20 protein-coding genes are annotated in these 25,292 nt (G+C 62.3%); 14 read left to right on the top strand and 6 right to left on the bottom strand.

Annotation, left to right across the window (positions count from 1 at the left end; translation table 11 throughout):
- The first annotated feature begins 87 nt into the window (after positions 1–87).
- The 10 genes from ACSQ2A_RS11345 (at position 88) to ACSQ2A_RS11300 (ending at position 10,628) form a co-directional block, all read left to right on the top strand.
- Positions 88–933, top strand: coding sequence for an outer membrane protein assembly factor BamD (locus ACSQ2A_RS11345; RefSeq protein WP_295411497.1), 846 nt, complete (start codon positions 88–90; stop codon positions 931–933).
- A gap of 224 nt (positions 934–1,157) precedes the next feature.
- Complete coding sequence (locus ACSQ2A_RS11340) at positions 1,158–1,571, top strand: hypothetical protein (RefSeq protein WP_436072333.1); 414 nt, start codon at positions 1,158–1,160, stop codon at positions 1,569–1,571.
- Positions 1,572–1,619: 48 nt separating this feature from the next.
- Complete coding sequence (locus ACSQ2A_RS11335; RefSeq protein WP_436072332.1) at positions 1,620–2,297, top strand: class I SAM-dependent methyltransferase; 678 nt, start codon at positions 1,620–1,622, stop codon at positions 2,295–2,297.
- 263 nt (positions 2,298–2,560) lie between these two features.
- A complete protein-coding gene (recN, locus tag ACSQ2A_RS11330; RefSeq protein WP_436072331.1) occupies positions 2,561–4,231 on the top strand; it encodes a DNA repair protein RecN in 1,671 nt (556 codons plus the stop codon).
- A 141-nt stretch (positions 4,232–4,372) separates the two neighbouring features.
- On the top strand, positions 4,373–6,583 hold the full coding sequence (gene ligA, locus ACSQ2A_RS11325; protein WP_436072330.1) for an NAD-dependent DNA ligase LigA: 2,211 nt from the start codon (positions 4,373–4,375) through the stop codon (positions 6,581–6,583).
- Positions 6,584–6,603: 20 nt separating this feature from the next.
- Complete coding sequence (locus ACSQ2A_RS11320; RefSeq protein WP_436072329.1) at positions 6,604–7,890, top strand: hypothetical protein; 1,287 nt, start codon at positions 6,604–6,606, stop codon at positions 7,888–7,890.
- Positions 7,890–8,411, top strand: a complete 522-nt coding sequence (locus ACSQ2A_RS11315; protein WP_436072328.1) for a hypothetical protein — start codon at positions 7,890–7,892, stop codon at positions 8,409–8,411. Before ACSQ2A_RS11320 ends, ACSQ2A_RS11315 begins: the two co-directional genes overlap by 1 nt.
- Positions 8,412–8,513: 102 nt before the next feature.
- Positions 8,514–9,380, top strand: a complete 867-nt coding sequence (locus ACSQ2A_RS11310; protein WP_436072327.1) for a hypothetical protein — start codon at positions 8,514–8,516, stop codon at positions 9,378–9,380.
- Between the two features lie 64 nt (positions 9,381–9,444).
- Positions 9,445–9,915 (top strand): DUF3828 domain-containing protein, encoded by a 471-nt coding sequence (locus ACSQ2A_RS11305; protein ID WP_295411505.1) that lies wholly within the window; start codon positions 9,445–9,447, stop codon positions 9,913–9,915.
- A gap of 221 nt (positions 9,916–10,136) precedes the next feature.
- Positions 10,137–10,628 carry a hypothetical protein gene (locus ACSQ2A_RS11300; RefSeq protein WP_436072326.1) on the top strand — a complete coding sequence of 164 codons (492 nt, stop codon included), beginning with the start codon at positions 10,137–10,139 and terminating at the stop codon, positions 10,626–10,628.
- A gap of 143 nt (positions 10,629–10,771) precedes the next feature.
- Here the strand turns inward: ACSQ2A_RS11300 and ACSQ2A_RS11295 are convergent, their stop codons facing one another.
- A complete protein-coding gene (locus ACSQ2A_RS11295; RefSeq protein ID WP_436072325.1) occupies positions 10,772–12,589 on the bottom strand; it encodes an aminopeptidase P family protein in 1,818 nt (605 codons plus the stop codon).
- A gap of 111 nt (positions 12,590–12,700) precedes the next feature.
- On the opposite strand from ACSQ2A_RS11295, the gene ACSQ2A_RS11290 reads away from it, so the two are divergent.
- Both ACSQ2A_RS11290 and ACSQ2A_RS11285 read left to right on the top strand, forming a co-directional pair.
- Positions 12,701–12,835, top strand: a complete 135-nt coding sequence (locus tag ACSQ2A_RS11290; RefSeq protein WP_295411508.1) for a hypothetical protein — start codon at positions 12,701–12,703, stop codon at positions 12,833–12,835.
- A gap of 119 nt (positions 12,836–12,954) precedes the next feature.
- Positions 12,955–13,086 carry a hypothetical protein gene (locus ACSQ2A_RS11285; protein ID WP_280114011.1) on the top strand — a complete coding sequence of 44 codons (132 nt, stop codon included), beginning with the start codon at positions 12,955–12,957 and terminating at the stop codon, positions 13,084–13,086.
- Between the two features lie 134 nt (positions 13,087–13,220).
- Here the strand turns inward: ACSQ2A_RS11285 and ACSQ2A_RS11280 are convergent, their stop codons facing one another.
- From ACSQ2A_RS11280 to ACSQ2A_RS11270, 3 genes are all read right to left on the bottom strand, one after another.
- A complete protein-coding gene (locus ACSQ2A_RS11280) occupies positions 13,221–14,090 on the bottom strand; it encodes a 50S ribosomal protein L11 methyltransferase (RefSeq protein WP_436072324.1) in 870 nt (289 codons plus the stop codon).
- A gap of 97 nt (positions 14,091–14,187) precedes the next feature.
- Complete coding sequence (locus ACSQ2A_RS11275) at positions 14,188–15,933, bottom strand: diguanylate cyclase (RefSeq protein WP_436072323.1); 1,746 nt, start codon at positions 15,931–15,933, stop codon at positions 14,188–14,190.
- Between the two features lie 102 nt (positions 15,934–16,035).
- Positions 16,036–18,375, bottom strand: a complete 2,340-nt coding sequence (locus ACSQ2A_RS11270) for an ATP-dependent helicase (protein WP_436072322.1) — start codon at positions 18,373–18,375, stop codon at positions 16,036–16,038.
- 199 nt (positions 18,376–18,574) lie between these two features.
- On the opposite strand from ACSQ2A_RS11270, the gene ACSQ2A_RS11265 reads away from it, so the two are divergent.
- Both ACSQ2A_RS11265 and ACSQ2A_RS11260 read left to right on the top strand, forming a co-directional pair.
- On the top strand, positions 18,575–20,749 hold the full coding sequence (locus ACSQ2A_RS11265; RefSeq protein WP_436072321.1) for an esterase-like activity of phytase family protein: 2,175 nt from the start codon (positions 18,575–18,577) through the stop codon (positions 20,747–20,749).
- 170 nt (positions 20,750–20,919) lie between these two features.
- Positions 20,920–24,549, top strand: a complete 3,630-nt coding sequence (locus ACSQ2A_RS11260) for an AsmA family protein (RefSeq protein ID WP_436072320.1) — start codon at positions 20,920–20,922, stop codon at positions 24,547–24,549.
- On the opposite strand, the gene ACSQ2A_RS11255 is transcribed toward ACSQ2A_RS11260, so the two are convergent.
- Positions 24,530–24,760, bottom strand: a complete 231-nt coding sequence (locus ACSQ2A_RS11255) for a ribbon-helix-helix domain-containing protein (RefSeq protein WP_436072319.1) — start codon at positions 24,758–24,760, stop codon at positions 24,530–24,532. The genes ACSQ2A_RS11260 and ACSQ2A_RS11255 overlap by 20 nt on opposite strands.
- Before the next feature lie 15 nt (positions 24,761–24,775).
- On the bottom strand, positions 24,776–25,270 hold the full coding sequence (locus ACSQ2A_RS11250; protein ID WP_295411516.1) for an SspB family protein: 495 nt from the start codon (positions 25,268–25,270) through the stop codon (positions 24,776–24,778).
- Between the last annotated feature and the right edge of the window lie 22 nt (positions 25,271–25,292).

Genomic DNA, 25,292 nt, shown 5'->3' with positions numbered 1-25,292 from the left:
CGGCCTTGCCGGCGGCCACGCCACAGTTTTGATCCAATTGCTAATTACGCCGCAATCGCTTGTGGAAGTTTGAGAACGGGGCACTTCGTGACTGTTAAAGTTGTAAGCCAGATGGCGAACCGGGTAGCCCGTTTTGCCGCCATGGGTTTGTTCGCTACCCTTCTCACCGCTTGCGCCGGCATGAATCTGTTCGGGCCCCCCAAGCTCAAGGAAGAGCCGATCGTTCCGGCTGCCGCCCTTTACCAGGGTGCGCTGGACGATATGGATCGCCAGTATTACCAGACCGCCATCAAGAAGCTCGAGCAGCTCGATCGCCAGCATCCGCGTGATGCGCTGACCGAGAAGAGCAAGCTGATGCAGGTCTATGCCCACTATCGCATCGGCAAGTTCAACGAAGCGATCCTGGCCGCCGACCGCTTCATGGCGCTCTATCCCAACGGCAAGGACGTTCCTTACGTCCTCTGGCTCAAGGGCACGTCCTATTACGGTCAGATCAAGGACATCACCAGGGATCAGCAGCTGTCGCGCGATGCCATCGACACCTACAACCTGCTGATTTCGAACTATCCGAACTCCGAGTACGCCAAGGACGCCAAGGAAAAGCTCCTCGTCGCCTATGACCAGCTCGCGGGCAAGGAAATGTCCGTCGGCCGCTACTACCTCGGCAATGGCGAATATACCGCCGCCATCAACCGCTTCCGCGAAGTCGTGGAGAAGTGGCAGACCTCGACGCATATCGAAGAAGCCCTCTATCGCCTGACCGAAGGTTACCTGCTGCTTGGCCTCACCAACGAAGCCATGTCCGCCGCCGCCGTCCTCGGCCACAACTACCCGTCCAGCGACTGGTACAAGCGCGCCTTCGAACTTCTCGGCAAGCAGGGCCTTGCCCCCCAGCTCAACTCCGGCAGCTGGCTAGCCGCCCACAAGAGCTGAGTTTTCAGCACTGGAATTTTGAAAGGGCCCCTCGGGGCCCTTTTTTTGGGGTCGCCCGCCCGCGGTGAGGGCCCCTGAGTTTCTGGTCAGCAAAAGTCTACCTTGATCGTCACCACCGGGCTTGTCCCGGTGGTCCATGCTGAGGCGAGGTGGATTGCCGGGACGAGCCGGGCAATGACGAAGGGAGGGTATCTGCCAGCGACGCGGGGCGCTAAGCTTCGTTTATGGCTCCAAAGCTCACCATCCCCGCGCAATTCGTTGGCATCCCGTACAACGCCGCCATCCATCCCGGAGTGGCGCATCCTGCTGATCTGTCGACTGGCGCCAATTGCCAGGTTTTCGCCTACGAGCTCTTGGCCCATTTCGGCATTGCCTTTCCGCCTCTTCGCTCAAGCGAACTCTGGGCCGACACAGAGCATTCGCGGGTGGTCACCGAGTTCCAACCTCTGGATCTTCTCCTCTTCGGCAAAACCTCCGATGCCTTCGGCGCCCATGTGGCTGTTCATGTCGGCGAGGGTAGGGCGATACACCTGTCCCGCGCCGTCGGCTTGCCCGTCGAGTGGGCTATCGAAGACTTCGCAACCTACGAGAATTACCGCGTGCTGATCGGCGCCAAGCGTCCGTACGTCCGGGTTTGACATCCGCGACCCCAAGCCCCATTTCCCGGGAAACGGAGCGCCAGACCAATGCCCTCATCCCCCTTCGACGCCCAAGCCGCTCGCCACTATGCCGAAGGCCCGCCGCGCCAGGTGCCCGGCTTCACCGGCCTCCATCGCATGATGAACCTGCTCCTCGCCGAAACGGTGCCCGATGATGCGCACGTTCTCGTCCTCGGCGCCGGGGGCGGGCTCGAACTGAAGGCCATGGCCGATTTTCGCCCCGGCTGGCGTTTCTCCGGCGTCGACCCCTCCGGCGACATGCTGCAACTCGCCCGCCAGATCACCGCCGAGCACGCCACGCGCATCGACCTCACCGAAGGCTATATTGACGCCGCTCCCGCAGGCCCCTTCGCCGCCGCCACTAGCCTTCTCACCTTCCATTTCATCCCGCGCGACCAACGCCTTGAAACGCTTCGCCAAATCCGCCGCCGCCTGAAACCCGGCGCACCCTTCATCCTCGGCCATATCAGCTTCCCACAGACCGAACCCGAGCGCTCGGCCTGGATCGCCCGCCACGTCGCCTATGGCCAGGCCGACGATGTCGATCCCGCAGTCGCCGCCAAGGCCCGCGAGGCCATCGGCACCCGCCTGACGATTCTGGCGCCCGAAGAGGAAGAAGCCATGCTCAGCGAAGCCGGTTTTTCCAACATCAGCCTCTTCTACGCCGCCTTCAGTTTTCGCGGCTGGGTGGCCTACGCGGAGTAGGCGTGCCCGACCGCTACCCAACCCGCGGTGTCATTCCCGCGAAAGCGGGAATCTCCGCTCAACCGCAATACCCCCTTCATCGTCATTGCCGGGCTTGTCCCGGCAATCCATCTCTTCACTCGCAACAACCCTAGTTGCCATTTTGTTCTTTTTCTCTATCATGCCGTCCCATTCGCATTGCTGTGCGAAAGTGACTCGCCGCTGACGCCGGGCCGGCCCTCAAATGCTATGAGGAAGGCCCGACAGGCCTTGGATAGATCCGCATGCTGAACGCGCTTTCGGTTCGCAACATTGTCCTTATCGACCAGCTCGATCTGGCTCTCGATACGGGCATGACCGTCCTCACCGGCGAGACCGGTGCCGGCAAATCCATTCTGCTCGATGCGCTTACCCTGGCCCTTGGCGGCCGCGGCGACGCTTCGCTCGTCCGGCAGGGCCAGGAGAGCGGGCAGGTGGTTGCCATGGTGCAGCTTCCGTCCGCCCACCCAGCCCGCGCCCATCTGCGCGACAATGCCATTGCCGACGACGAAGAAGTCATTCTCCGCCGCGTGCAATTCGCCGATGGCCGCACCCGCGCCTTCATCAACGATCAGCCGGTTTCCGCCGCCCTTCTGCAAAAGATCGGCAGCCAGATCATCGAAATCCACGGCCAGCACGATGACCGGGCTCTCGTCGATGTCGCCACCCATCGCGCGGCCCTCGATGCCTTTGGCGAACTCGCTGTGCCTGCCGTCGCCGTACGCGAAGCCTGGGCCGACCTCGTCGAAATCCAGCAGTCCGTTAGGGAACAGCAGGCCCGCGTCGCCGAAGCCCTCGCGGCTGAGGACTATGCCCGCCACACGGTCGAAGAGCTGGAAAAGCTGAAGCCTGTTGTAGGCGAAGAGGCCGAACTCGCCGAGCGCCGCCAGCAATTGCAGCAGGCCGAAAAGTCGGCTTCCGACCTCATCGAGATCGACGAAATCCTCAACGGTCCCAGCGCGCCATCTCCGGCGCTGTCCGGCCTGATGCGCCGTCTCCTGCGCAAGATCGATGGCGGCGCCGAGCTCTTCCAACCCATCGTCGACGCGCTTGACGCGTCTTTGGTGACGCTGGACCGCGCCGGCGAAGCGCTCGAGGACCTGCAGCGCCAGATGGCCTATGACCCGGCCGAACTCGAAGGTGTCGAGGAACGCCTCTTCTCCCTGCGCGCGGCCGCCCGCAAGCATCAGGCTACTTGTGATGAACTGCCCGCGATTCTGGAAAAATATCAGGGCGACCTCGATACCCTGCAGAGCGGGGAAAGCCGCCTCAAGGCGCTGGAGGCCGATGAAGCCCGCGCCCGCTCTCGCTATCGCGAAGTCGCCGAAACCCTCTCCTCGGGCCGCGCCAAAGCCGCCAAGGCACTGAGCAAAGCCGTCGAAGAGGAACTGCCGGATCTGAAACTCGGCGCCGCCAAATTCATCGTCGATCACCAGATCGAGACTGACCGCGTCGCCGCCGCCGGTCTTGACCAGATCGCCTTCCACGTTCAGACCAATCCGGGCACGGCCGCCGGTCCCTTGCTCAAGGTCGCGTCGGGCGGCGAGTTGAGCCGTTTCCTCCTGGCCCTGAAGGTTGTCCTTGCCGATCGCGGCTCTGCGCCGGTCCTGATTTTTGACGAGATCGACACCGGTGTCGGTGGAGCCGTGGCCGACGCCATCGGTCGCCGCCTTGCGCGCCTCGCCAAGACCGTGCAGGTGCTCACCGTCACCCATGCGCCGCAGGTGGCCGCCCGCGCCAACCGGCATCTGCTCATCGAAAAGCAGATGGTGGAGGAGGGAGCCTTCATGCGCACGCATGTACGCCCATTGGAACCCGATTCCCGGCAGGAAGAAGTCGCGCGCATGCTGGCGGGCGCTGAAATCACCAGCGAAGCCCGCGCTGCTGCCAAGAAATTGCTCGCCGCGGTGAAATAACCCACCTCGTCGCCGAGGCGTCCACCGCCACCATGTCATTCCCGCGAAAGCGGGAATCTATGTTTTGCGCCACGGAATTCCCGCTTTCGCGGGAATGACACCGTGGCTAAATATCTTTGTCCCGCCTGTGCCGAGTGAGCTATGTCCGACCTGTCCCAAAAGCCCGCCGCCGATCTCACCGAAGACGAAGCCCGGCTTGAGCTCGAACGGCTTGCCGCCGCCATTGCCGCGGCCGACATCGCCTATCACCAGAACGACGCGCCCGAGATCACCGACGCAGCCTATGACGCATTGGTCATCCGCAATGCCGAGCTCGAAGAAGTCTTTCCCGAGCTGGTGCGCCCCGACAGTCCCACCGGCCGCGTCGGCGCCGCACCTGCCGAAGGCTTTGCGAAGGTGCGCCACGCCGTGCCCATGCTCAGCCTCGCCAAGGCCTATACCGACGAAGACGTCGTCGATTTCATCGAGCGCGGCCGGCGCTTCTTCAAGCAGGATGAAGGCCTCGAAATCGCTTTCACCGCTGAGCCCAAGATCGACGGCCTCTCGGCCTCGCTGCTTTACGAAGATGGCGTCTTCGTCCGCGGCGCCACCCGCGGCGATGGCTCGGTAGGCGAAGACATCACCGCCAATCTTCGCACCATCGCCGATATCCCGCACAAGCTCAAAGGCTCCGGCTGGCCCAAAAGCATCGAGATCCGCGGCGAAGTCTACATGACCTATGCCGAGTTCCAGGCCCTCAAGGAGCGCTCCGCCGCCGCCGGGGGGCAGGATTACGTCAATCCGCGCAACACCGCCGCCGGCTCCCTCCGTCAAAAGGATCCCAGCGTCACCGCCAGCCGAAACCTTAAGTTCTTCGCCTATGCCTGGGGCGCCACGTCCGAAGACCCGGCGCCGACCCAGTTCGAAGCCGTACAAAAATTCGCTGACTGGGGCTTTGCCATCAGCCCGCTCATGCAGCGCGCCAAATCGGTCGAAGAGCTGATCGCTCAATATCACCACATCGAGGAACTGCGCTCCTCGCTTGGCTACGATATCGACGGCGTCGTCTACAAGGTCGACCAGCTCGAACTCCAGCGCCGCTGGGGTTTTGTCACTGGCGAACCCCGTTGGGCCGTCGCCCACAAATTCCCCGCCGAACAGGCCATGACCGTCGTCCGCGACATCGAAATCCAGGTTGGCCGCACCGGCACGCTGGCGCCGGTCGCCCGCCTTGATCCGGTTGGCGTTGGAGGCGTCACCGTCGTCAACGTTACTCTCCACAACGAGGACTATATCGCCGGGCGGGACAGCAATGGCCTGCCGATCCGCGAGGGCAAGGATATCCGCATCGGGGATACGGTGATCATCCAGCGGGCAGGGGACGTCATCCCCCAGATCGTCGACGTTATCCTCGACAAGCGCCCGGCCGATGCGCAGCCCTATGTGATGCGCGATACCTGCCCGGTCTGCGGTTCGCCCGCCGTGCGCGAAATCAACGAAAAGACCGGCAAGGAAGATTCCCGCCGCCGCTGCACCGGCGAAATGATCTGCCCCGCTCAGGCCGTCGAAGGCCTGCGCCACTTCGTTTCCCGCGGCGCCCTTGATATCGAAGGCCTTGGCGCGGAAAACATCGACACTTTCTTCAATGCGGGCCTCATCCGCACCGCCGCCGACATTTTTACCCTCAGGGACCGTCGCCCCGAGGTGCAAAAAGCCCTGGCCGAACGCCGTGAGGAACAGGCAAAGGCCCGCGAAGCCGCCTCCGGCAAGACACGTAAAAACGTCCGCGGCGTCGAAGACCGCAACTATGAAGGCCTCGACAAGCTCTTCGCCGCGATAGACGCGCGCCGCAATCCCGAGCTGGACCGCTTCATCTTCGCCCTCGGCATCCGCCATATCGGGGAAACCACAGCCTCCGTTCTCGCCCGCACTTTTGGCTCGATCCAAAAGCTCGAAGAGGCCGGCAAGGAAATGGTCGCCGCCGAAGACCCCATGGCCGTCTTCCCCTCTACCGACGGCATCGGCGGCACGGTGGTGGAGGCGCTCGTCAGCTTCTTCGGCAATCAGCGCAATGTCGATGCGCTCGACGCGCTGCTGAAACAAGTGACGCCGAAGGACTATGTCGTCACCATTTCCGCCGATAGCCAAATTGCTGGCAAGACGGTGGTTTTCACCGGTACGCTCGAAAAAATGTCACGATCCGAAGCCAAGGCTATGGCCGAACGGCTCGGCGCCAAGGTCGCCGGCTCGGTTTCGGCCAAAACCGACATTCTGGTCGCCGGCCCCGGCGCCGGCTCGAAACTGAAGACGGCGCAGGAACATGGCGTCGAAGTCATCACCGAAGACGAGTGGTTCGCACGCGTCGGCAGATAGTTTTCGAGGGAGAGGGTCGCATGAGGATTTTTGGGGTCGCTGCGTGTTTCGCACTCGCCTTGAGTGCTGGTGCGGCGCAAGCCGGCGAGGCGAGCGACCAGCTCGCCCAAAGTCTCTACGACGGCACGCTCGCCGATCTCGCCGCTCGCTCAACCGCCGCATGTGAAGCGGGCGAGGGCGATGCCTGCTTCGCGCTGGGCCTTCATGGCTTCATCACCGCCTACGAAACCTTCGCCCAAGGCCTTTATCGCCACGGCGCGGTCACCCCAAATTCCCCCGCCTTGGGCATGCTCCTCGGCATGGGCCTCGATACGCCCTCGGGGCCGACCAATCCCAGCCCTGAACCGCTCACCTATGAGCAGTTCCGCGACCTCCTCGATACTTTCTCCAAGAGCCTCGACACCGCCGCCGCCCACATGAAACAGGCCGGCGTCGGCACGCCCTTCGTCATCCATATCGACCCGCTAAAAGTCCGCATCGACCTCGATGGCAATGGCGAGGCAAGCGCCGCCGAAACCCTCGGGGCGCTGCTCGGGGATGCCGGCGACCTCATCGACATCCCGGCGCCCGATGCGCCGCCCTCGGGCAAGAGCAAGTCCAAGGAGCCCGAGCCTCCAAGCACGATCATCGGCTTCGACAATGCCGACGCGATCTGGTTTGCTGGCTACGCCAATATCAGCGCCACGCCGGTCGAAATGACGCTGGCGCATGACTTTTCCGACTTCTTCAACGCCTATTTCCATCGCATCTTCCCCAAGGCCGGCCTGCTCATGCAGGAATTTTCGCGCGGCGAAGGCACCTTGATGATGGATGCTGATAGCGACGCCTTCATCGCCGATATCATCGCGGCCATCCACACGGCCGATTTCCCGGTTGTCGACCGCGCCCGCCTCGCCGCGGTGCCCGCGCGCCTCCACGCCATCACCGCACTCAGCCGCCAGAACTGGGAAATGATCCTGGCCGAAACCGACGATGACAGAGAACTGCTGCCGTCTCCGACCCAGACCTCCCTGGTGCCCGATCAGGCCATCACCGAGGATGTCGTAAAAGCCTGGTCGGCCACGCTCGACCAGCTCGATCTCATCATCGATGGCAAGCTGCTGATCCCGCATTGGCGCTTCAGCAAAGGTTTTAACCTCAAGACATACTTCGAGACGGCTACCGAAACCGACCTCGTCATGCTCTTTACCGGCCACGACGCCTTGCCCTATCTCAGCGATGGCCCGGTCGCCGATGCCGAGGCTTTTGCCGAGCTCAACCGTGTCATGGGCGAAGAGTGGCCCATGTTTGCCCTGTGGTTCAATTGATGCTGCGCACCATCACCATCCTCGGCCTTTCCCTCGCCGCCCTGCCGGCTCTGGCCGCCCCCATTCCCGTCTTCGATGAGCCAAAGGCGCTGCTCGAGGCCATCTATGGCCAGATCGAAAGCTACGAAGCGGCCTACACCAACGGCACCTTCGACCCGGACGCCAGTTTCGACGACGTAGAATCTTTCTCGACCCATCTCGGCACGCTGCTGCAGGAGGCCGACGAAAAGGTTCACGCGACCGGCAGCGAAATGGGCGCCCTCGATTTCTCGCCCTTCATCAATGGGCAGGATTCGGGCGGCCAGACCTATGTAATCCACGATCCAAAGGTGAAGGGTGATCGCGCGGTTACCGATGTGGAGATCCTGCAGTCCGGCGATCCGCTCTATACGATCACTTTCCATATGGTCAACGAAGGCGCCGATCGCGGCTGGAAGATCGACGAAATCCTGCTGCCCAATGGCGATTCCGAAGGCACCTGGCCCCTGTCCGAGTATCTGGCCGATCCGCTTCTCCCCTAAACCGGCGCGCAAAGCGTCCGGCTGCCCGTCATAAATCAACGCGGCTTCCGCGAGGGATGCCCGGCCTTTAGTGATCGCTTCCGTTCAGTGCGGGAGGGTCCGGTGCGTCCTGGTTTTGCTTTGTGTCTGCTTCTCGCCCTGGCCGCTCCGGCGAGCGCCCAGACCGATCCGTTCGCCGGCAATCCGCGGGCCACGCTTCGCGTCAGCATCGAGCTGTCCGGCAGCGCCCGCGAAAATTTCCCCAATGGTGTCGAATGGGCCGCCATTGCTGCCGTGCGCCGGCTCGATCTCTCCTATGAGCTGGTCGATGTCGCCAACGATGGCCTCCCCATCGTTGGCGGCGTGCCGGCAGGGGCAGTGCCGCCAGCCATGCAGGATCTTGAAAAGAAACTTGCCGATTGCGGGGAAAGCCAGGTCTGCCTTGCCGGGGTGATGATGGCCTTCGCCCAGAGCGGGCAGGGCGGGGACAACCCCTTTGCCGCCATGACCGGCATGCAGCCGGGTCGCTATCGCAATTTCGCCGGCGATCGCACCGGAACCTGCGCCGAGGGTGCGGTCACGGTGCAGGATGTGCTTCAGGGCGTGACCATACCGCCGCCCAATCCAGCCGTGGCCTATCGCTTCTCCCGCGATGGCGCGCTCGACCTGCCGCAGACCGATTCTGCGGTCACTGACACGCTCTGCGCCGTGGAAGTGTCGGTCGATACCGCAACCAATGAAGTCAGCCTGCGCCTTTCGCTACAGGGCCTGCCCGTCCCGGTCACCCTCGGACCCGGCGCCTTCACCGATGAGAGCAGCACCGCTTTTGCCGAGGGCGAGGGGCCGCTCGAATTGCTCAATCAGGCAACGACCGGTGGCAAGGTGCTGACCGGCTCCACCGGCATCGAATACGGCTCCGCCTCGCACAATTCCGGCCAGGTTTCCGCTGATCTTTCTGGCAAGATTTCGTGGAGTCTGGACTACGAATAGGCCGTGGACAGGAAGGGGGACATGAAGCAGTATCCGGCCGCTTTGCCGGATAGGGAGTTTTCCGATGCGCCGTTTTGCCTTCGTTCTTGCCGCCATGGCGGTCCTTGGTGCACCAGCCTCCTTCGCCCAGCCTTTCGAGACCCCGCAGGAGCTGCTTGAGGCTTTCTACGAGCCCTACTTCTCCGGCGATTTCCCCGAGTTCGAAGCCGACTACCGCTCCGAGGCGCTCAATGCGCTTTACGAGGCCGATGCCGAAAACACGCCCGAAGGCGAAATCGGCGCGCTCGATTTCGATCCCTATGTCGACGGCCAGGATTATGATCTTGCCGAATTCGTCATCGGCGAGCCGGTGGAGAGCGACGGCGCCGCCACGGTGGAAGTGACGTTCACCAACTTTGGCGAGCCGCGCCACATCACCTATGAGCTGGTCTACGAAAACGGCGGCTGGCTCATCGATGACCTCGTGGGCGAAAACCCCGATTTCACCTATCGCCTCAGCGAGATTTTTGCCGAGGCCGCGACGCGCTGGCAGTGAAGTTCTCTGAACGTCACCCTCGGGCTTGACCCGAGGGCTCTGCACTTGTTGGCCCATCGTAAGTGAAGTGTCCTCGGGTCAAGCCCGAGGATGACGACCTGAGACGGCGAGTAACTCGCTTCGTCCACTATCGCTGTCTTCCTATCCAAGAATTAATCCACCAGCCGCAATTCGGCCCTGCCGTGCGGCAATCGTGCCTGCAATCTTGCAATGAGGGCACGATGAAATCAGCGATTCTCGCTCTGGTCCTGCTGGCCATGCCGCTGGCCCCGGCTCTGGCCGCAGAGACCTATTCCGATCCCAAGGCGTTGGTGCAGGCCATCTACGACGGCTACCGGCCCGGCGCGCCACATGGCGATCCCACGGTGCACTATTCCGCCCGGCTCAAGGGCATTGCCCAGCTGGCCGAGGAAAACGCCCACTTCACCAAGACCGCGGGCTCCGAACTCGACCCGGTCGCCGACCCGACCTTCAATCCCTTCCTGCCCGATGCCAGTGCACTGCTGTTCGATCTCAGCGTGGGCGAGCCGGCACGGCTCGATGGCCGCGCCGTGGTGACGGTCACCTACCACAATTTCGATCAGCCCCGATTGCTGGCTATTTCGCTGGTGGAAGAAGACGGCAGCTGGAAAGTCGACGACGTTGCCTCGATGGGCAGTGATGTGCCGTGGCTACTCAGTTGGGCGCTGGCGGCCGATCCCTACGCGATGTAGGGGCCAGTCTCCGCCATTGCCCCAACCACCGAACGTCATCCTCGGGCTTGACCCGAGGACACTTCACTTTGCGATGCTGAGGTAAGTGTAACGCCCTCGGGTCAAGCCCGAGGGTGACGATTTGTGGAATGGGGAGGACGGGACTAAATCGCCGCCGTCGCAGCTTCCAGCCAGGCCTTCACATCACCACTAACCTTCGGCCCAATCTCCGAACGCACCTTGGCGTGGAAGCCATTCAGCCAACCGCGCTCGGCCTCCGTAAGAAGCCCCCCGTCGATCAACCTGACATCAATCGGCGCCAGCGTCAGCGTTTCAAACTCGAAATAGCCCGGAAAGCCCTCGGCCTCCCTGACCACCACCAGGTTCTCGATGCGGATGCCATATTCGCCGGCCTTGTAAAAACCCGGCTCGTTGGAAATCACATTGCCCAGTTCGAGCGGCAGCGGATAGCGCGGCGCAATGCCGATCGGGCCCTCATGAACCCCGAGATAGGCGCCAACGCCATGACCCGTACCATGGTTGTACGTGATGCCATCGGCCCAAAGGAATTGCCGTGCCAGCACGTCGATCTGCGCGCCGCTGGTGCCCTTGGGGAAGCGCGCCATGGAAATGGCGATCATGCCTTTGAGCACACGCGTATAGCGATCCTTCTGCTCGGCCGTCGCCTCGCCCGTCGCCAGCGTCCGGGTAATATCGGTCGTCCCTGACAGATACTGCGCGCCACTGTCGACCAGCATGATCTCGCCGGCGTTGAGCTTCCGGTCCGTCTTGGTCGAAACGCGATAGTGGACGATGGCCCCGTTCGGCCCGGCGCCCGAAATCGTATCGAAGCTGGCGTCAACGCAGCTTTCTTCCTCGCGGCGGAAGGCTTCCAGCGCCGTGACAATGCCGATCTCGGTCAGCTCACCCTTGGGCGCTTCACTATCGAACCAGCTCAGGAATTTTGCCAGCGCCACGCCATCGAGCCGATGCGCCTCGCGCATGCCGGCCAGTTCCGCCTCGTTCTTGCGCGATTTGGGCAGTAGCACCGGATCGCGCTTTTCGATCAGCTTTGCGCCCGCGCCGGTCAGCGTCTCGGCAATGGCAATCGGCGCGCTGGCCGGATCGACCAGCACAGCCTTGCCGTTCTTGCCCAGTTTTTCGAGCGCCTTGGTCAGCTTCTTCGCCGCTTCGATCTTGGCGATGCCCTCGAGCGCGGTTTCCAGTTCCGGCGTCACCTTGGCCGGATCAAGGAACAGCGTCGGCTTGCCCTTTTGCGGCACCACGGCAAAGCCGAGCACGAAGGGTGTATTCGGCACGTCGCGGCCGCGAATGTTGAATAGCCAGCAAATGGATTCGGGCAGGGTGAAGACAACGGCATCGGCGCCGTCATCGCCCAGCGTCTGCTGCAACTGCGCGATCTTGTCCTCGGCGGTCTGCCCGGCGCGGTTGTGGCCGAGGATCTCGATGGCGCCAGCCGGCGGCGCCGGGCGATCGTTCCAGACGCTGTCGATGAGATTGTCATGGGCCACAACCTTGGCATGGCCCTTGAGCTTCTCCGTCAGGTCGCGCACTTCGCCCGGCGTATGAAGCCAAGGATCATAAGCAACGACCGTGTCCTTCTTCACATAGGGCTTTGGGTCGATGGCAAGGCTTGCCACTTCATGCACGTCCACCAGTTTGGTGTCCGTCTGCGCGGGCGCCTGCAGCGTATAGCGGCTGTCGATGAAGAGGTGCGCTTCCTTCAGGCCCACCAGCGCCAGCCCGGCCGATCCGGTGAAACCGGTCACATAAGCCAAGCGCGCTTCACTCGCCGGCACGGATTCGCCGCGATGCGCGTCGGCGCGCGGCACGAGGAAATAGTCGATGCCGGTCGCCTTCATCGCCTTGCGCAGCGCAGCGAGGCGCGGGGCCACCTGGGCGGGGTCGGACTTTTCCTCAAAGCTCTGGAATTTTGCGGGAGGGAAGGGGGCGTTGGTCATCAGTATCATCCCGGTGCCGGACTGCGTGGCCGTCATGGCTGGCTTGTGGTTCCTGCGCTGGTGAAAGCGCTGGGAGAACCTATCTTATTGTTCGGAACCAGGAGACGAAAAATGAGCAAAGAGAGTAATTTCTTCCAGCGCGCCCTCAACGCTCTGGTCGAGGGCCGTGCCCGTCAGGCGGAACGTTATGTCGCTCAATATGAGCGCGATCACATGCCGTCTGAATCGAAAGTGAACAAGCGTTAACCGCGCCCTGCGCAATTGGCATGGCAGGTCTGTCGCTAGGCCTCTAACGCAAGCCTTATGAATTAGCTAAAAGACAACCAGACGCTAGGCAACAGACCCAGCGTCGCATGGAGTAAGAGATGACTGAGAGCAAGAACGGTTTCCGCAACGCACTGGGTGGTCTGATTGACGCTCGTGGTCGCGAAGCGTCTCGCCAGGTCAGCTACCGCATGCAGCACCAGCTGATCGGCGCCGTAACCAAGCGCCCGTAAACGGCAGCTAGTTACCTGATGACGATCTTTCGATCCCCGAAGCCTGCTTCGGGGATTTTGCTTTTTGGGGACCGCAAACCCATAACGAAAGGGGCGCTTGCGCGCCCCTCGATGCTACCAGTCTGCTAACGAACTCAGCGCTTTTCCAGCACCAGTGTTGTCCAGTCCTTGCGCTTGAGGTGATCTACCAGACGGAACCCGGCAAGCTCATAGGCGGCGATGACGCCATCGGCCTGCGTATTGAGAATCCCCGACAGAATCGCCGTTCCGCCCGATTGCGCAATCCCGCCCATACCCGGCGCCAGCTCGGTCAGCGGCCCGGCCAGAATATTGGCGACGATCAGGTCATAAGGCGCGCGCGCTGCGATCTCCGGATGATCCAACCCCGTCGCCTCGATGGAGTCGATATTCTCACCAACGCCATTTTCCTCAGCGTTTTCAATGGTCGTCGTCACCGCGATCGGGTCGATATCGGTCGCAAGGATCTTCCCACCCAACCGCTTGGCGACAGCAATGGCCAGCACACCCGTACCAGTCCCGATATCAACAACCGCCTTGGGCGTCCTCTTGGCCAGCAGCATTTCGATGGCTTCGAGACAGCCCGTGGTCGTCTCATGGTGCCCGGTACCAAATGCCTGAGCCGCATCGATTTTCATCGGCGTCAGACCGCCGGGGATCGGCCCGGTCTCGTGGCTGCCATAGACATAAAAGCCGCCCGCGATCACCGGCGCGAGACCCTCGAGCGATTTGGCGACCCAGTTGATCTCCATGTCGATCTCTTCGACCGAGAAATCCACAGCGCCGCCAAGCACTTGGCTCGCCAGTTCATTGAAGGCGTCGATATTGGGAGGGCTGTCGCAGGTCGCTTCAAACACCCATTCGCCTGTTTCCTCGATCTCATGCGCCGAGGCAGTCAGGGCCAGGTCGTCGCGCTCCATGACGGCATCGACCAGGGCATAGGCCTGTTCCTTGGTGAGGGTCGCGGAAAGCTGGTCGACGGACATGGCAGGTAATCCCAGGTTATTTCCCGCCCTAGTTGCGGCAGGTGGCGCGATGAGTCAATGCCACGCCATATCACATTGATTTATCAGGGAAATGGCTTCAGGCACGCTGACGCGTCTGGGGCGAAAAGCCTTCGGTGACGATGCAGTTGCGGCCCGCGCCCTTGGCCATATAGAGCCGCTGATCGGCCAGCGAGAAAATATCGTCCCAGTCCTGTGCCGAACCCGCCGACCGCATGGCCACACCAAAGCTGGCTGTGACCTTCAGGCCGAGCTTGCCCTGCACCGCCGTCTCGCCCAGCAAAATCCGCATGCGTTCCAGGAGGTTATAGGCCGTGATGTGATCGGCGCGGCGGAGGATCAGCACGAACTCTTCGCCCCCAATGCGCGCCAATGTATCGCCAGTCCGCAGCGTGCCTTCGATCAGCCGCGCCACGCCCGACAGCACCTCGTCGCCGACCGCGTGGCCATGGGTATCGTTGACCACCTTGAAATGGTCGATGTCGAACAGCACGACAGCCAGGGATTCCCCAATGCGATCTGCCCGGCGGAACATGGCGCCGACGCGGCTCAGTAGCGCGCGGCGGTTGAGCAGGCCGGTTAGCGTATCGGTCTCGGCGAGCCTGCGCAGACGACGATTGAGGCGGCGCTGCTCTTCTTCGAGAACGCGCTTCTCCGTCAGGTTCTGGCGCAAAACATCGAGGCCGGTAAAGATGTTACCGACTTCGCGGGCCATGCCCTTGAGCGGTTCCGGCTCGCTATGGTCTCCGCTGGCGAGGGCCAGCACATCATCGTGCAAACGCATCAGCGGCGAAAACAGCGTGCGCCGGAACACGACTGCGACAATCACCAGCACCGCCAGGGTGGCGGCAGTCAACAGCGCCGCACTGATCAATGCCTTCAGCGAAATCTCGGCATTGCGGTTCATGGCCGCAACGGAATGCGTAACCACGGCCGTCCGCAGCAGTTCCGAACTGCGCATGCCGGGAACGTAGTCAGCCGTCAGCACCGCAGGGGAGAGCGAATTGTGGGCCGTATGGTTTTCGGCCGCATCGAGCGCCAGAATCAGCGCGCCATCAAAGAAGTCGCGCTGTACCGCCTCAACCAGACCGGCGATTTCGGGATCGGGCAGGAGTTTGTCGGCCAGGCTGACGCTGGTGGACCAGAGACTGCGGATAATGCCATCGGTCGCCTGCATGCGCTGCAGATAGACCGGGTCCCGTTCCGGCGGAGCGACCAGCGCCATGACGACGAAGGAACCCAGCCGCCCTTCCTGATCGCGCAGCGTGCTGGCGCTATTGGCCAGCATCAGTTCGCCGGCAAGGCTCGGGGTTTCGACCATGATGTGGCCGCTCACCAGATCGCGCAGCGTGGTAGCAGCGTCGGCCGCGGTAAACATGGCCAGAATGCCCCGCGCAATCTCGCGCGGGTTACGCTCGGCAAAGGTCGTGTTCGCGGCGAAGTCTACCTTCTGGCGACCATTGGCGAGGTCGGAATGCAGTCGCGCATGCGCGGCGCCGCACTCTTCGTCGCCGAGAGTGCCCTTGAATACAGCCTCCATGCGGCTCACGGCGGCATCGGTTTCAGCGCGCTTGGCGGCCAATTCGGCACGGCGGGCCGCGGCCTCTTCGTCGGTTGCGCCCATAGCCGAGTTGGCCGGCCCGCGTTCGGCGGAAATGGCGTTCACCGCTTCGAGCAGGACGCTGAAGCGCTCGAGTTCAAGGGCGCCATGGCTGTGGCGCCGATAATCATTCAGATTGTTGAGGACCGCAGTGCCGCCGAGCAGCAGGCAGCCAATTGCGGCCGCTGCGATACCCATCCATTGCAGGTGCTGAATTTTGAACACGACGAACCCCACGCATTCCGACCATGAATGCACGAGTGCTTCTGATAAGGCGTGAACGCGATTGGTTAATTCAATCCGACACTTGGCCCAAATCCGTCGCCGCTAGCCTTTCTGCACGAAGCTTTCCAAAACCTTCTTTGTGCCGGCCTTTTCAAAGTCGATGGTCAACTTGTTTCCCTCGACGCTGATGACATCGCCATAGCCGAATTTCAGGTGGAAGACGCGCTCGCCCACCTTGTAGCCGCTCGACTGGCCGCCAAGGTCAACGGAGCGCGCCACCAGTTCGCCATCGATGGTGAGGGGGCCGCCACCCTTGCGATTGGCTTGATTGGCGCGAGCGCGCTGCCAGCCGGGCGTTTCGTAGACGCTTTCGAACGGATCGGCTTTGTTGAAGCGGCTGGCGGCGCCACCGCCATAGCCATAGCCACCATAGGCCGAGCCACGGTCGGTCACGACCACTGCGTCCGGTGGAAGTTCATCGACAAAGCGCGAGGTCAGCGCCGACTGCCAGAGGCCATGGATGCGTCGGTTTTGCGCCGACGAAATGCGGACGCGTTTCCGGCCGCGGGTGATCCCCACATAGGCAAGCCGCCGCTCTTCCTCGAGCCCGGCGCGACCGCTTTCGTCCATCGATCGCTGGCTCGGGAAAGAACCTTCTTCCCACCCAGTCAGGAAAACCGTGTTGAATTCCAGCCCCTTGGCGGAATGGAGCGTCATGATTGTGACGGCGTCGCTGGCCTCGGCGCTGTCCCTGTCCATCACCAGCGATATGTGTTCGAGAAAACCGCCAAGCGTCTCGAACTCTTCCATCGAGCGGCTGAGTTCCTTGAGGTTTTCCTTGCGACCCTGGGATTCTGCTGACTTGTCGGCCGACAGCATGTCCATATAGCCGCTCTCTTCGAGAATTTGCTCGACGAGTTGATAGGGCGGCAGGCTCTCCGCCCGGTATGCCCAGTTGTGGAATTGGTCGACAAGGCCGCGCAGGGTCGTGCGCTGCTTGGGTTTTAGCTCTTCCGTGTCGATCAGCATGCTCGTTGCCGACAGCAGGGGTACGCGCTGATGGCGCGCTGTTTCCATCAGCGTCTTCACGGTGGAATCGCCGAGGCCGCGCTTCGGCACATTGATGATGCGCTCGAAGGCCAGGTCGTCCGCCGGCTGCGCCACGAGTCGCAGATAGGCCAGTGCATCGCGGATTTCCTTGCGCTCATAAAAGCGCGGGCCACCGACGACGCGATAATTCAGCCCCAGAGTAATGAAACGCTCTTCCAGTTCGCGCATCTGATACGAGGCCCGCACCAGAATTGCCATCGAGTTCAGCGGCTCGCCGAGGCGCTGATATTGCTCGATCTCTTCGCCGACCGTGCGCGCCTCTTCCTCGGAGTCATAGACCTGCGTGAAGGAGATCGGCTCGCCGGCCTCGGCGATGTCGGTGTGCAGGGTCTTACCGAGCCGGCTTTCATTGTGGGCGATCAGTGTCGATGCGGCCTTGAGGATATTGGCCGTCGAACGGTAATTGCGTTCGAGCTTGATGACCTTGGCGCCGGGAAAATCCTTCTCGAAGCGGAGGATGTTATCCACCTCAGCGCCGCGCCAGCCGTAGATCGATTGGTCGTCGTCGCCCACCACGCAGATATTGGCTTCAGAAGCGGGCTTCCCCTGCGCTAGGAGGCGCAGCCACAGATACTGGGCCGTGTTGCTGTCCTGATATTCATCGACCAGGATGTATTTGAATTGCTGGTGATACTTCGAGAGCACCTCGGGGTTTTCGCGGAACAGTCTAATGCACTCGAGCAAAAGATCCCCGAAGTCGACAGCGTTCAGGGTCTTTAGGCGTGCTTGGTAGTCGGCATAAAGGTTGGGCACCTTCCCGTTGGCAAACGCGTGCTTTTCGGCGTCGGGAACATCCTTGGGCAGCCAGCCGCGATTTTTCCAGTTGTCGAGCATGCTGGCGAAGCCGCGAGCCGTCCAACGTTTCTCGTCGATGTTCTCTACCGCCAGCAACTGCTTGATCACTCTTTGCTGGTCATCAGTGTCGAGGATCGAGAACGATGGCTGAAGATCAACCAGTTCGGCGTGCTGTCGTAGAAGTCGAGCCGAAATTGAATGGAAAGTGCCCACCCATTTCATCCCGGTCGTGTCGGGTTCGAAGTGTTCTATGCGCTGCTTCATCTCGTTGGCGGCCTTGTTCGTAAAGGTCACCGCGAGAATTTCGTTACGCCATGCAAGTCTTTGCCGAACAATATGTGCGATCCGCGTCGTCAGGACCCGGGTCTTACCTGTGCCGGCTCCTGCAAGGACCAGCAAAGGTCCTTCTGTCGTCTCAACTGCATCACGTTGCTCGGCATTGAGGCCGCGAAAATAGTCGACCTGCTCGCGCCGGTTGAGCTGGCTCGTGATCGGGCCGCCTTGGGGGCGGGGCAGGGGGTGGGTTTCACCGGGCATTGAGGGCCTTTCCATCGCGGCGGGCCAGGGCGGGGCGCTCTGCGCGGGATTGACGAATCTTATTTTGTTCTCGTTCGCAATATAGGGTTCCGACGCCGCGATGTATAGGACGCGCTGCCGTCACCGATCTGTCATGTGACTGTCACTGAGGAGTCTTGGCACGCCTCTATGCGAGGGCCCATTCATAGGGGGACCTCACATGAATACGCCACGTTTGCTGGGTGCACTGACTGCTGCCCTTTTGGCCTCGACTGTTTCGGCCAATGCTGCCCAATACTTCAACCGTGTTTCCAGTTTCCCGGTTGCGCTCAACGCGCCCGAAGCCGAAGGCACCTCTTCGGAAATCATCACTGCCACAGACGACGGCCTGACGCTGATCTACTCCGATAGCCCCAATGGTGGCATCGGTTTCGTCGACATCACCGACGTTTCGGCCCCCAAGGCAGGTGGCTACATGGATATGGGCGGCGAGCCCACTTCCGTCACCGTCATCGGCGGCAAGGCCTATGTGGCCGTCAACACCACCGAAGAGCTCACCGCGCCGTCGGGCAAGCTCGTGGTAGTCGACATCGCCGGCAAGTCGGTCGATGGTGAATTCGATCTCGGCGGCCAGCCTGACTCGATCGCGCACAACAAGGACAACACCATCCTTGCCATCGCCATCGAGAACCAGCGCGATGAAGAGGTCAACGATGGCGCCATTCCGCAGGCTCCCACCGGTTTCCTGACCATCGTGACGCTGACCGATGGTGCCGTTACTGCCGAAGGCATCAGACAAGTCGACCTGACCGGCATTGCCGCCATCGCTCCGGAAGATGCCGAAGCCGAATTCGTCGCCTTCAACGACAATGACGAAGTTGCCGTCACCCTCCAGGAAAACAACTACATCGCTATCATCGACGCCAAGACTGCCACTGTCACCGGCGGCTTCGAAGCTGGCGAAACCGGCGTTGCCGGCGTCGACACCAAGAACGACGGCAAGATCGATTTCTCGGGCGAGAACAAGGTCGTTCCGCGTGAGCCCGACGCCGTCAAGTGGCTCGACAACGATCGTCTCGTGGTTGCCAATGAAGGCGACTGGAACGGCGGTTCGCGCGGCTTCACCATCTTCAATCGCGATGGTTCGGTTGCCTTCGACTCGGGCAATGCGCTCGATGTGAACGCTGCCCAGCTCGGTCACTATCCCGACTTCCGTAACAAGAAGGGCGTCGAGCCGGAAGGCCTCGAAGTCGCGACTTTTGGCGACACCCAGTACATCTTCATCGCCGAAGAACGCGCCTCGCTGATCGCCGTCTACAAGGACACTGGCGCCGAGCCGGAATTCGTCCAGTCGATCCCCTCGGGCATCTCGCCGGAAGGCCTCGTTGCCATTCCCGAGCGTAACCTTCTCGCCACCGCCAACGAAGTCGACCTTCGTGCTGACGGCCTCGCCGGTTCGCATGTCATGGTCTACGAACTCTCCGAGGGCGAAGCCGCTTATCCGCAGCTCGTCTCCGAGCTGGGCGAAGACGGTCACCCGATCGGCTGGGCTGCCATTTCCGGCGCCGTTGCCGATGCTGAAAAGCCCGGCATTCTCTATGCCGTCAGCGACAGCGTCCTCTATGGCGCCCCGGCAATCTTCGAAATCGACGCGACCGCTCACCCGGCTCGCATCGTCAAGAAGACCGTCGTCACGCGCAAGGGTGAAACCGCACAGAAGCTCGATCTCGAAGGCATTACCCTCGATGGCGAAGGCGGTTTCTGGCTCGCTAATGAAGGCGACAGCGACAAGCTCGTGCCGCACGCGCTGATCCATGTTGATGCCGAAGGCGCGATCCTCGCCGAAGTCGGTTTCCCGGTTGATCTCCTCGCTGGCCAGAAGCGCTTTGGCGCCGAAGGCGTCGCCGCTATCGGTTCGGGCGACGAACTGACCCTCTGGGTCGCCATGCAGCGCGAATGGGGCGATGACGAGAAGGGCTTTGTGAAGCTCCTCTCCTACAAGCCGTCGACCAAGGAATGGGCTGCCGTCCGTTACCCGCTCGAAGCCGCGCCGGAAGGTGGCTGGGTTGGTCTCAGCGAAATCACCGTTCATGGTGACTACGCCTATATCGTCGAACGCGACAATCAGATCGCCGACAAGGCCGGCCTCAAGGCCATCTACCGCGTGCCGGTTGCCGAACTCGTCGGTGCCGAACTCGGCGGCGAGCTGCCAGTCGTGACCAAGGAACTGGTCCGCGACCTGATCCCGGACCTTGCTTCCAACAATGGCTACGTTGTCGACAAGGTCGAAAGTTTTGCCGTGGACAGCAGCGGCAAGGGCTATGTCATCACCGACAATGACGGCGTTGATGACTCCTCGGGCGAGACCTTCTTCTGGTCCATCGACCTCGAATAAGACGCCTCAACACGAATAATGAGCGGCCGGACGAAAGTCCGGCCGTTATCATTTGAACCGATTGGATTCTCATGTCGGAATCTTGCGCAGGATTCGTGTCCGGCGCACTTGCACGGGGGCAGCAAGTCCCTACACTCGCGCCAGGAATCTGACAGGCAGTTCGAGAAGCCGTGCTCAATCGGATCTACATCATCGTCGGTATTATCGCGATCCTGGCCCTCGCCGGTGCCTTCATCGCGCCGCGCTTCATCCAATGGGGCGACTACCGCGATCGCATGGAGCTGTTGGCCGAAGGCGTCTTCGGCACCGAAGTCACCATTCGCGGCGATATCGATTTTGCCCTGCTGCCCGCGCCACGTTTGGCCTTCTCCGATGTCGTGATCGGTCCTGCCGAAAGACCCGCCGCCACGGTTGGCGCCGTTGAAGCGCAGTTCGCGCTGATGGATTTCCTGCGCGACCAGTACAATCTTTCGGCTCTCATCCTCAAATCGCCCGTTATCGCCTTCGAACTCGACGAAAACGGCCTTCTCACGAGCGGCGTCGATCTCTCGGGGGCCGGCGGGGGCGTAGCACTCGATCAGGCCCGCATCGAGAACGGTCGCCTGACGCTGGCCGATCGCCGCTCGGGCTCGACCTACGAACTCTCCGCGATCAATGGCGACCTGCGGCTTGGCAGTTTTGCCGGGCCGTTCCAGTTCCAGGGCAGCGCAACCCGCGACGGCACGGCTTACAGTTTGCGGCTCAATAGCGGCGTGGTAGACGACGTCGGCTCAGCTCGCGTTTCTGCCTTCATCGCCGAGGTCGGCGGCCGTGGCTCGCTGACCCTCGATGGCGCCCTTGTCACGGGGCAGGCGCCCAAATTCGACGGCACGATGATCCTGAAGCAGGCGCCGCCGCCCGCAGAGCGGGCCGAGCAGATCCGCGGCAATCTGGTGCTCGAGAGCAAGGTCACGGCCTCGACCGACCGCATCGTGCTCAATGGCTACACATTGCTGCCCGACGAGAACCGGGCCGGCATGCGCCTGACCGGGGCGGCCAGTATTCAACTCGGTGCGCGCACCTCCTTCGAGGCGGTGGTGTCAGGCGGTGTCTTCACCCTGCCGCCGCGCGATGCCGAGGAAGACGCGAGCCTGATGCCCTATGAACTGGTGCGCCTGCTGGGCGAATTGCCCGCGCCACCGCTGCCGCCCATTCCGGGCGAGATCGGCATCGATCTCGCCGAAATCGGGCTGCGCGGCGCTGCGCTGCGAAACGTGCGCGTCGATGCCAGCACCAATGGCGATATCTGGACGATTTCCCGCGCGGAGGCCGAATTGCCCGGCAGCACCAAGGTCAACCTCTCCGGCGCCCTGCGCAACGATAGCGGCGTCGCCGGTTTCAACGGCGACATCAGCATTACCACCACACGCCTAGACGCGCTGAGCCAGCTCTGGCGCAAGACGAGCGAAAACAGCCCGCTGTTCAACGTTCCCGCCGAGCTCTCCGGCCAGGTGATGCTGGCCGGCGATGCTCTCGGCTTTTCCCACGGCCGCCTCGTCCTCAATGACAAGGTCCATGTGCTCGAACTGCGCCTCGGCTTTGGCGAAGAGCCGCGCCTCGACCTCGTCGGCCGCTTCGACGATCTCGCCCCCGGCGACAGCGCCATTCTCGCGGCCATGTTCCCCGATCCGAACAGCGACCGCACTTTTGGCACCAGTTTTCCCGAAGGCAGCTTTTCCTTCAACAGCCAGACGATCCGCATTCTGGGCCTCGAAGCGCAGGACCTCATAGCCGAGGGCAGCTGGTCCGGCTCCGGCCTGCGCTTTTCCAAGCTCGTCAGCAGCAATTGGGGTGGCATCGGCATCAATGCGTCAGGCGATCTGGCGGGAACGCTGGCAAAGCCCGCGCTCACCGGCTCCGGCCATGTCGATGTCGGCGCCGCCAACGCCCCGGCGCTCGGCGCGATCTACGGCTTCCTTGGCGTTCCCGCCAATTGGCGCCCGGTTCTGGATCGGTCTGTGCCGGCTTCGCTCGATTTTTCTCTCCTCGGTGGCGACAGTCCCGGATCGCAGCGCTTTACCCTCAATGGCACCGCGGGCATCGCGCATCTCGACCTCGCGATCGACATGGCAGGCGGCCTCAGCGGCGTCGGAGAAGGCCGGGTCCAGATAATCGGCTCACTCGAATCCGCCAATGGCGGCGATCTCGTCCGCCAGTTGGACGCGTCGGACACGCCGCTGTTCTCGGGCAATGAATCCGCCTTCCTGAGCCTGTTTGCCGAAGGCGACGCGGCAGCCGGCTTCGATGCGCGCCTCTCCATCGGCCAGGGCAACGAGCTTCTGGCCTTCGGTGGCGAACTGTCGGTGCTCGAAAGTGGCGAACTGGCAGGCACCGGCACACTCGATATCGCACTCGATGACGGGTCCGGCCTTGCCGCATTGGCCGGTGGCACGGGCATCGGCCTTGGTTCACTGGAGGCCAGCGCCGGCGTTGAATTTTACGGGCTCCAGTCCATCGCCATCACCGGCATTGCCGGCAGGTCTTCCGGCACCGCCTTTTCCGGCGACATTGCCGTGGATCAGGTGGCGCAGCGCCCGAGTGTCCAGGGGGCGCTGCATTTCGACCGTCTGCCCGGCCGAGGCCTGGCTGGCGCCTTGCTCTCTCCCGCAGCCCTTGTTCCCGGTGACGGGGTGTGGCCGGAAGGTCCTCTCGCCACCAGCAGCACGACCCGAACTACTCGCGGCACAATCGAGGTCACGGCAGGCGAGATCGCAATAGGTGCGTCCACGCTCACAGATGCAGCCTTTGATCTCACTTGGGACCAGCAATCCCTCGCCATTTCCAATTTCAAGGGTTCGATAGGCGGGGGGAGTCTCAATGCTACGCTCAGCCATTGCTGCGCCGGTCCACTGACCGATCGGACGATTACCGGTCGCGTGTCGCTCGACAATGTGCAGGTTTCCGCCCTCGTGACCGCCGAGGCATCCGCTGGCCTTTCGGCCAGCCTTACCGGCAGCGGCAGCTTTGAGGGTACGGGCGCATCCCTTGCCGAGGTCATTTCGAGCCTGGCGGGCGAAGGCAATTTCTCGCTTGCCGATCTGTCGCTCGATCGGCTCAATCCCGGCGTCTATCCCGCCCTTGCCGGGCTCCAGGACGTTCTCAATATCGATGCGGAGGCCCTCGATATTCTCATCGATCAGTCGCTGGGGCAGGGACCTTTCAACGCGTCCAAGGCGAATGGCGCCTTTGCCATAGCCGGCGGCACCTTGCGTCTGGCCAATCTGATCATCGAGGGCAGCGGCGCCCGGCTGGCCGGCGGCATTGATTTCGCCCTTTCCTCGCTGGGGCTCAATGGCAGCTTTGTGCTGACGCCCTTCAGCTATGTCGATCCATCGGGCCTCATCGAAAACGACGCAGCGCGGATCGTTGCGCGGCTCAGTGGCACGTTCCTGGCGCCGGTTGTCGAGCTTGACACCACCGAACTGATCGCCGCCATCCAGGTTCGCGCCAATGAACTCGAGGTCGACAGGCTCGAAGCCCTGCGGATCGAAGATGAAGAACGCCAACGTGCGGCCGCTGCCGAGCGCAACAGGTTGATCGAGGAGCAACGCCGGAAGGCCGCTGAAGAGGCCGCCGCTCGCGCCGCTGCCGAAGAGGCTGCCCGTCAGGCGCTGGAGCAACAGCAAGGCACCGGCACGACCCCGCCGGTTGAGACCCCGGAAACGCCCGCACCCACAGCACCGACCGTACCGCTCAACCTGGGCTTTCAGCCCGGGGTGAACAATTCGCCCACGGGTCCGGTCAATCTGCTTTTTCGATAGGTCTCGCCGCCTGCGTCCGATACCAGGCAAGGATCGAGACGCGAATGGCGGAGGAGAGGTTGGCCGCTTCCCGCGTCTCATCGATTTCCCGCACCAGACCCGCAAGGCTTAGCGCACGCGCTGAAGCGATCTCTTCGAGCGCAAGCCAGAATTCGGGCTCAAGGGCTACGGAGGTGCGGTGGCCGGCGATCGAAAAGGACCGCTTCTGCATCACGCGGCCCGGAAATCAGGGCTTCTTGCGGAAGGCGTCGAGGCTGACGACTTTTTCGCCGCTCTGTTCGCCATCAGCAGCAGTTTCGCCCTTTTCGGTACGTTCTGCCTTGGCATCAGCCGCTTCTTCTTCCGAGCCATCCTCGCGCGGGGCGGTGGCCGGGTCGAACTGCAGGCCGAACTGCACGGAGGGGTCGAAAAAGCCCTTGATGGCGGCAAAGGGGATGACCAGAGTTTCGGGTATGCCATCAAAGCTGAGGCCGACTTCGAAGCCGGTCTCATTGACCTTGAGGTCCCAATACTGGTTCTGCAGCACGATGGTCATTTCCTTGTCGTACTGCGTCAGCAGTTTCTCGCTCAGGCGCACGCCGGGCGCGCGGGTGGCGAAGGAAATGAAGAAGTGATGTTCGCCGGGAAGACCAGTGCGGGACACTTCGGCCAAAACCTTGCGCACGACGCCGCGCAGGGCTTCCTGGGCGAGAATGTCGTAACGCAGATGATCTTCGGCCATTTTAGTTCCTTGGTCGTCGCTT

The organism is Devosia sp. LjRoot3, from assembly GCF_964252865.1.
Classification (GTDB): Bacteria; Pseudomonadota; Alphaproteobacteria; order Rhizobiales; family Devosiaceae; genus Devosia.
Note: the sequence above shows the minus strand (reverse complement) of the source record. Positions and strands in the feature narration are given on the sequence as shown.

Coding starts and splice junctions, on each gene's coding strand:
- ACSQ2A_RS11290 (WP_295411508.1), top strand. CDS start 12,701: ATGAGCAAAGAGAGTAATTTCTTCCAGCGCGCCCTCAACGCTCTGGTC.
- ACSQ2A_RS11285 (WP_280114011.1), top strand. CDS start 12,955: ATGACTGAGAGCAAGAACGGTTTCCGCAACGCACTGGGTGGTCTGATT.
- ACSQ2A_RS11340 (WP_436072333.1), top strand. CDS start 1,158: ATGGCTCCAAAGCTCACCATCCCCGCGCAATTCGTTGGCATCCCGTAC.
- ACSQ2A_RS11265 (WP_436072321.1), top strand. CDS start 18,575: ATGAATACGCCACGTTTGCTGGGTGCACTGACTGCTGCCCTTTTGGCC.
- ACSQ2A_RS11280 (WP_436072324.1), bottom strand. CDS start 14,090: ATGTCCGTCGACCAGCTTTCCGCGACCCTCACCAAGGAACAGGCCTAT.
- ACSQ2A_RS11315 (WP_436072328.1), top strand. CDS start 7,890: ATGCTGCGCACCATCACCATCCTCGGCCTTTCCCTCGCCGCCCTGCCG.
- ACSQ2A_RS11270 (WP_436072322.1), bottom strand. CDS start 18,375: ATGCCCGGTGAAACCCACCCCCTGCCCCGCCCCCAAGGCGGCCCGATC.
- ACSQ2A_RS11255 (WP_436072319.1), bottom strand. CDS start 24,760: ATGCAGAAGCGGTCCTTTTCGATCGCCGGCCACCGCACCTCCGTAGCC.
- recN (WP_436072331.1), top strand. CDS start 2,561: ATGCTGAACGCGCTTTCGGTTCGCAACATTGTCCTTATCGACCAGCTC.
- ACSQ2A_RS11250 (WP_295411516.1), bottom strand. CDS start 25,270: ATGGCCGAAGATCATCTGCGTTACGACATTCTCGCCCAGGAAGCCCTG.
- ACSQ2A_RS11295 (WP_436072325.1), bottom strand. CDS start 12,589: ATGACCAACGCCCCCTTCCCTCCCGCAAAATTCCAGAGCTTTGAGGAA.
- ACSQ2A_RS11320 (WP_436072329.1), top strand. CDS start 6,604: ATGAGGATTTTTGGGGTCGCTGCGTGTTTCGCACTCGCCTTGAGTGCT.
- ACSQ2A_RS11305 (WP_295411505.1), top strand. CDS start 9,445: ATGCGCCGTTTTGCCTTCGTTCTTGCCGCCATGGCGGTCCTTGGTGCA.
- ACSQ2A_RS11335 (WP_436072332.1), top strand. CDS start 1,620: ATGCCCTCATCCCCCTTCGACGCCCAAGCCGCTCGCCACTATGCCGAA.
- ACSQ2A_RS11300 (WP_436072326.1), top strand. CDS start 10,137: ATGAAATCAGCGATTCTCGCTCTGGTCCTGCTGGCCATGCCGCTGGCC.
- ligA (WP_436072330.1), top strand. CDS start 4,373: ATGTCCGACCTGTCCCAAAAGCCCGCCGCCGATCTCACCGAAGACGAA.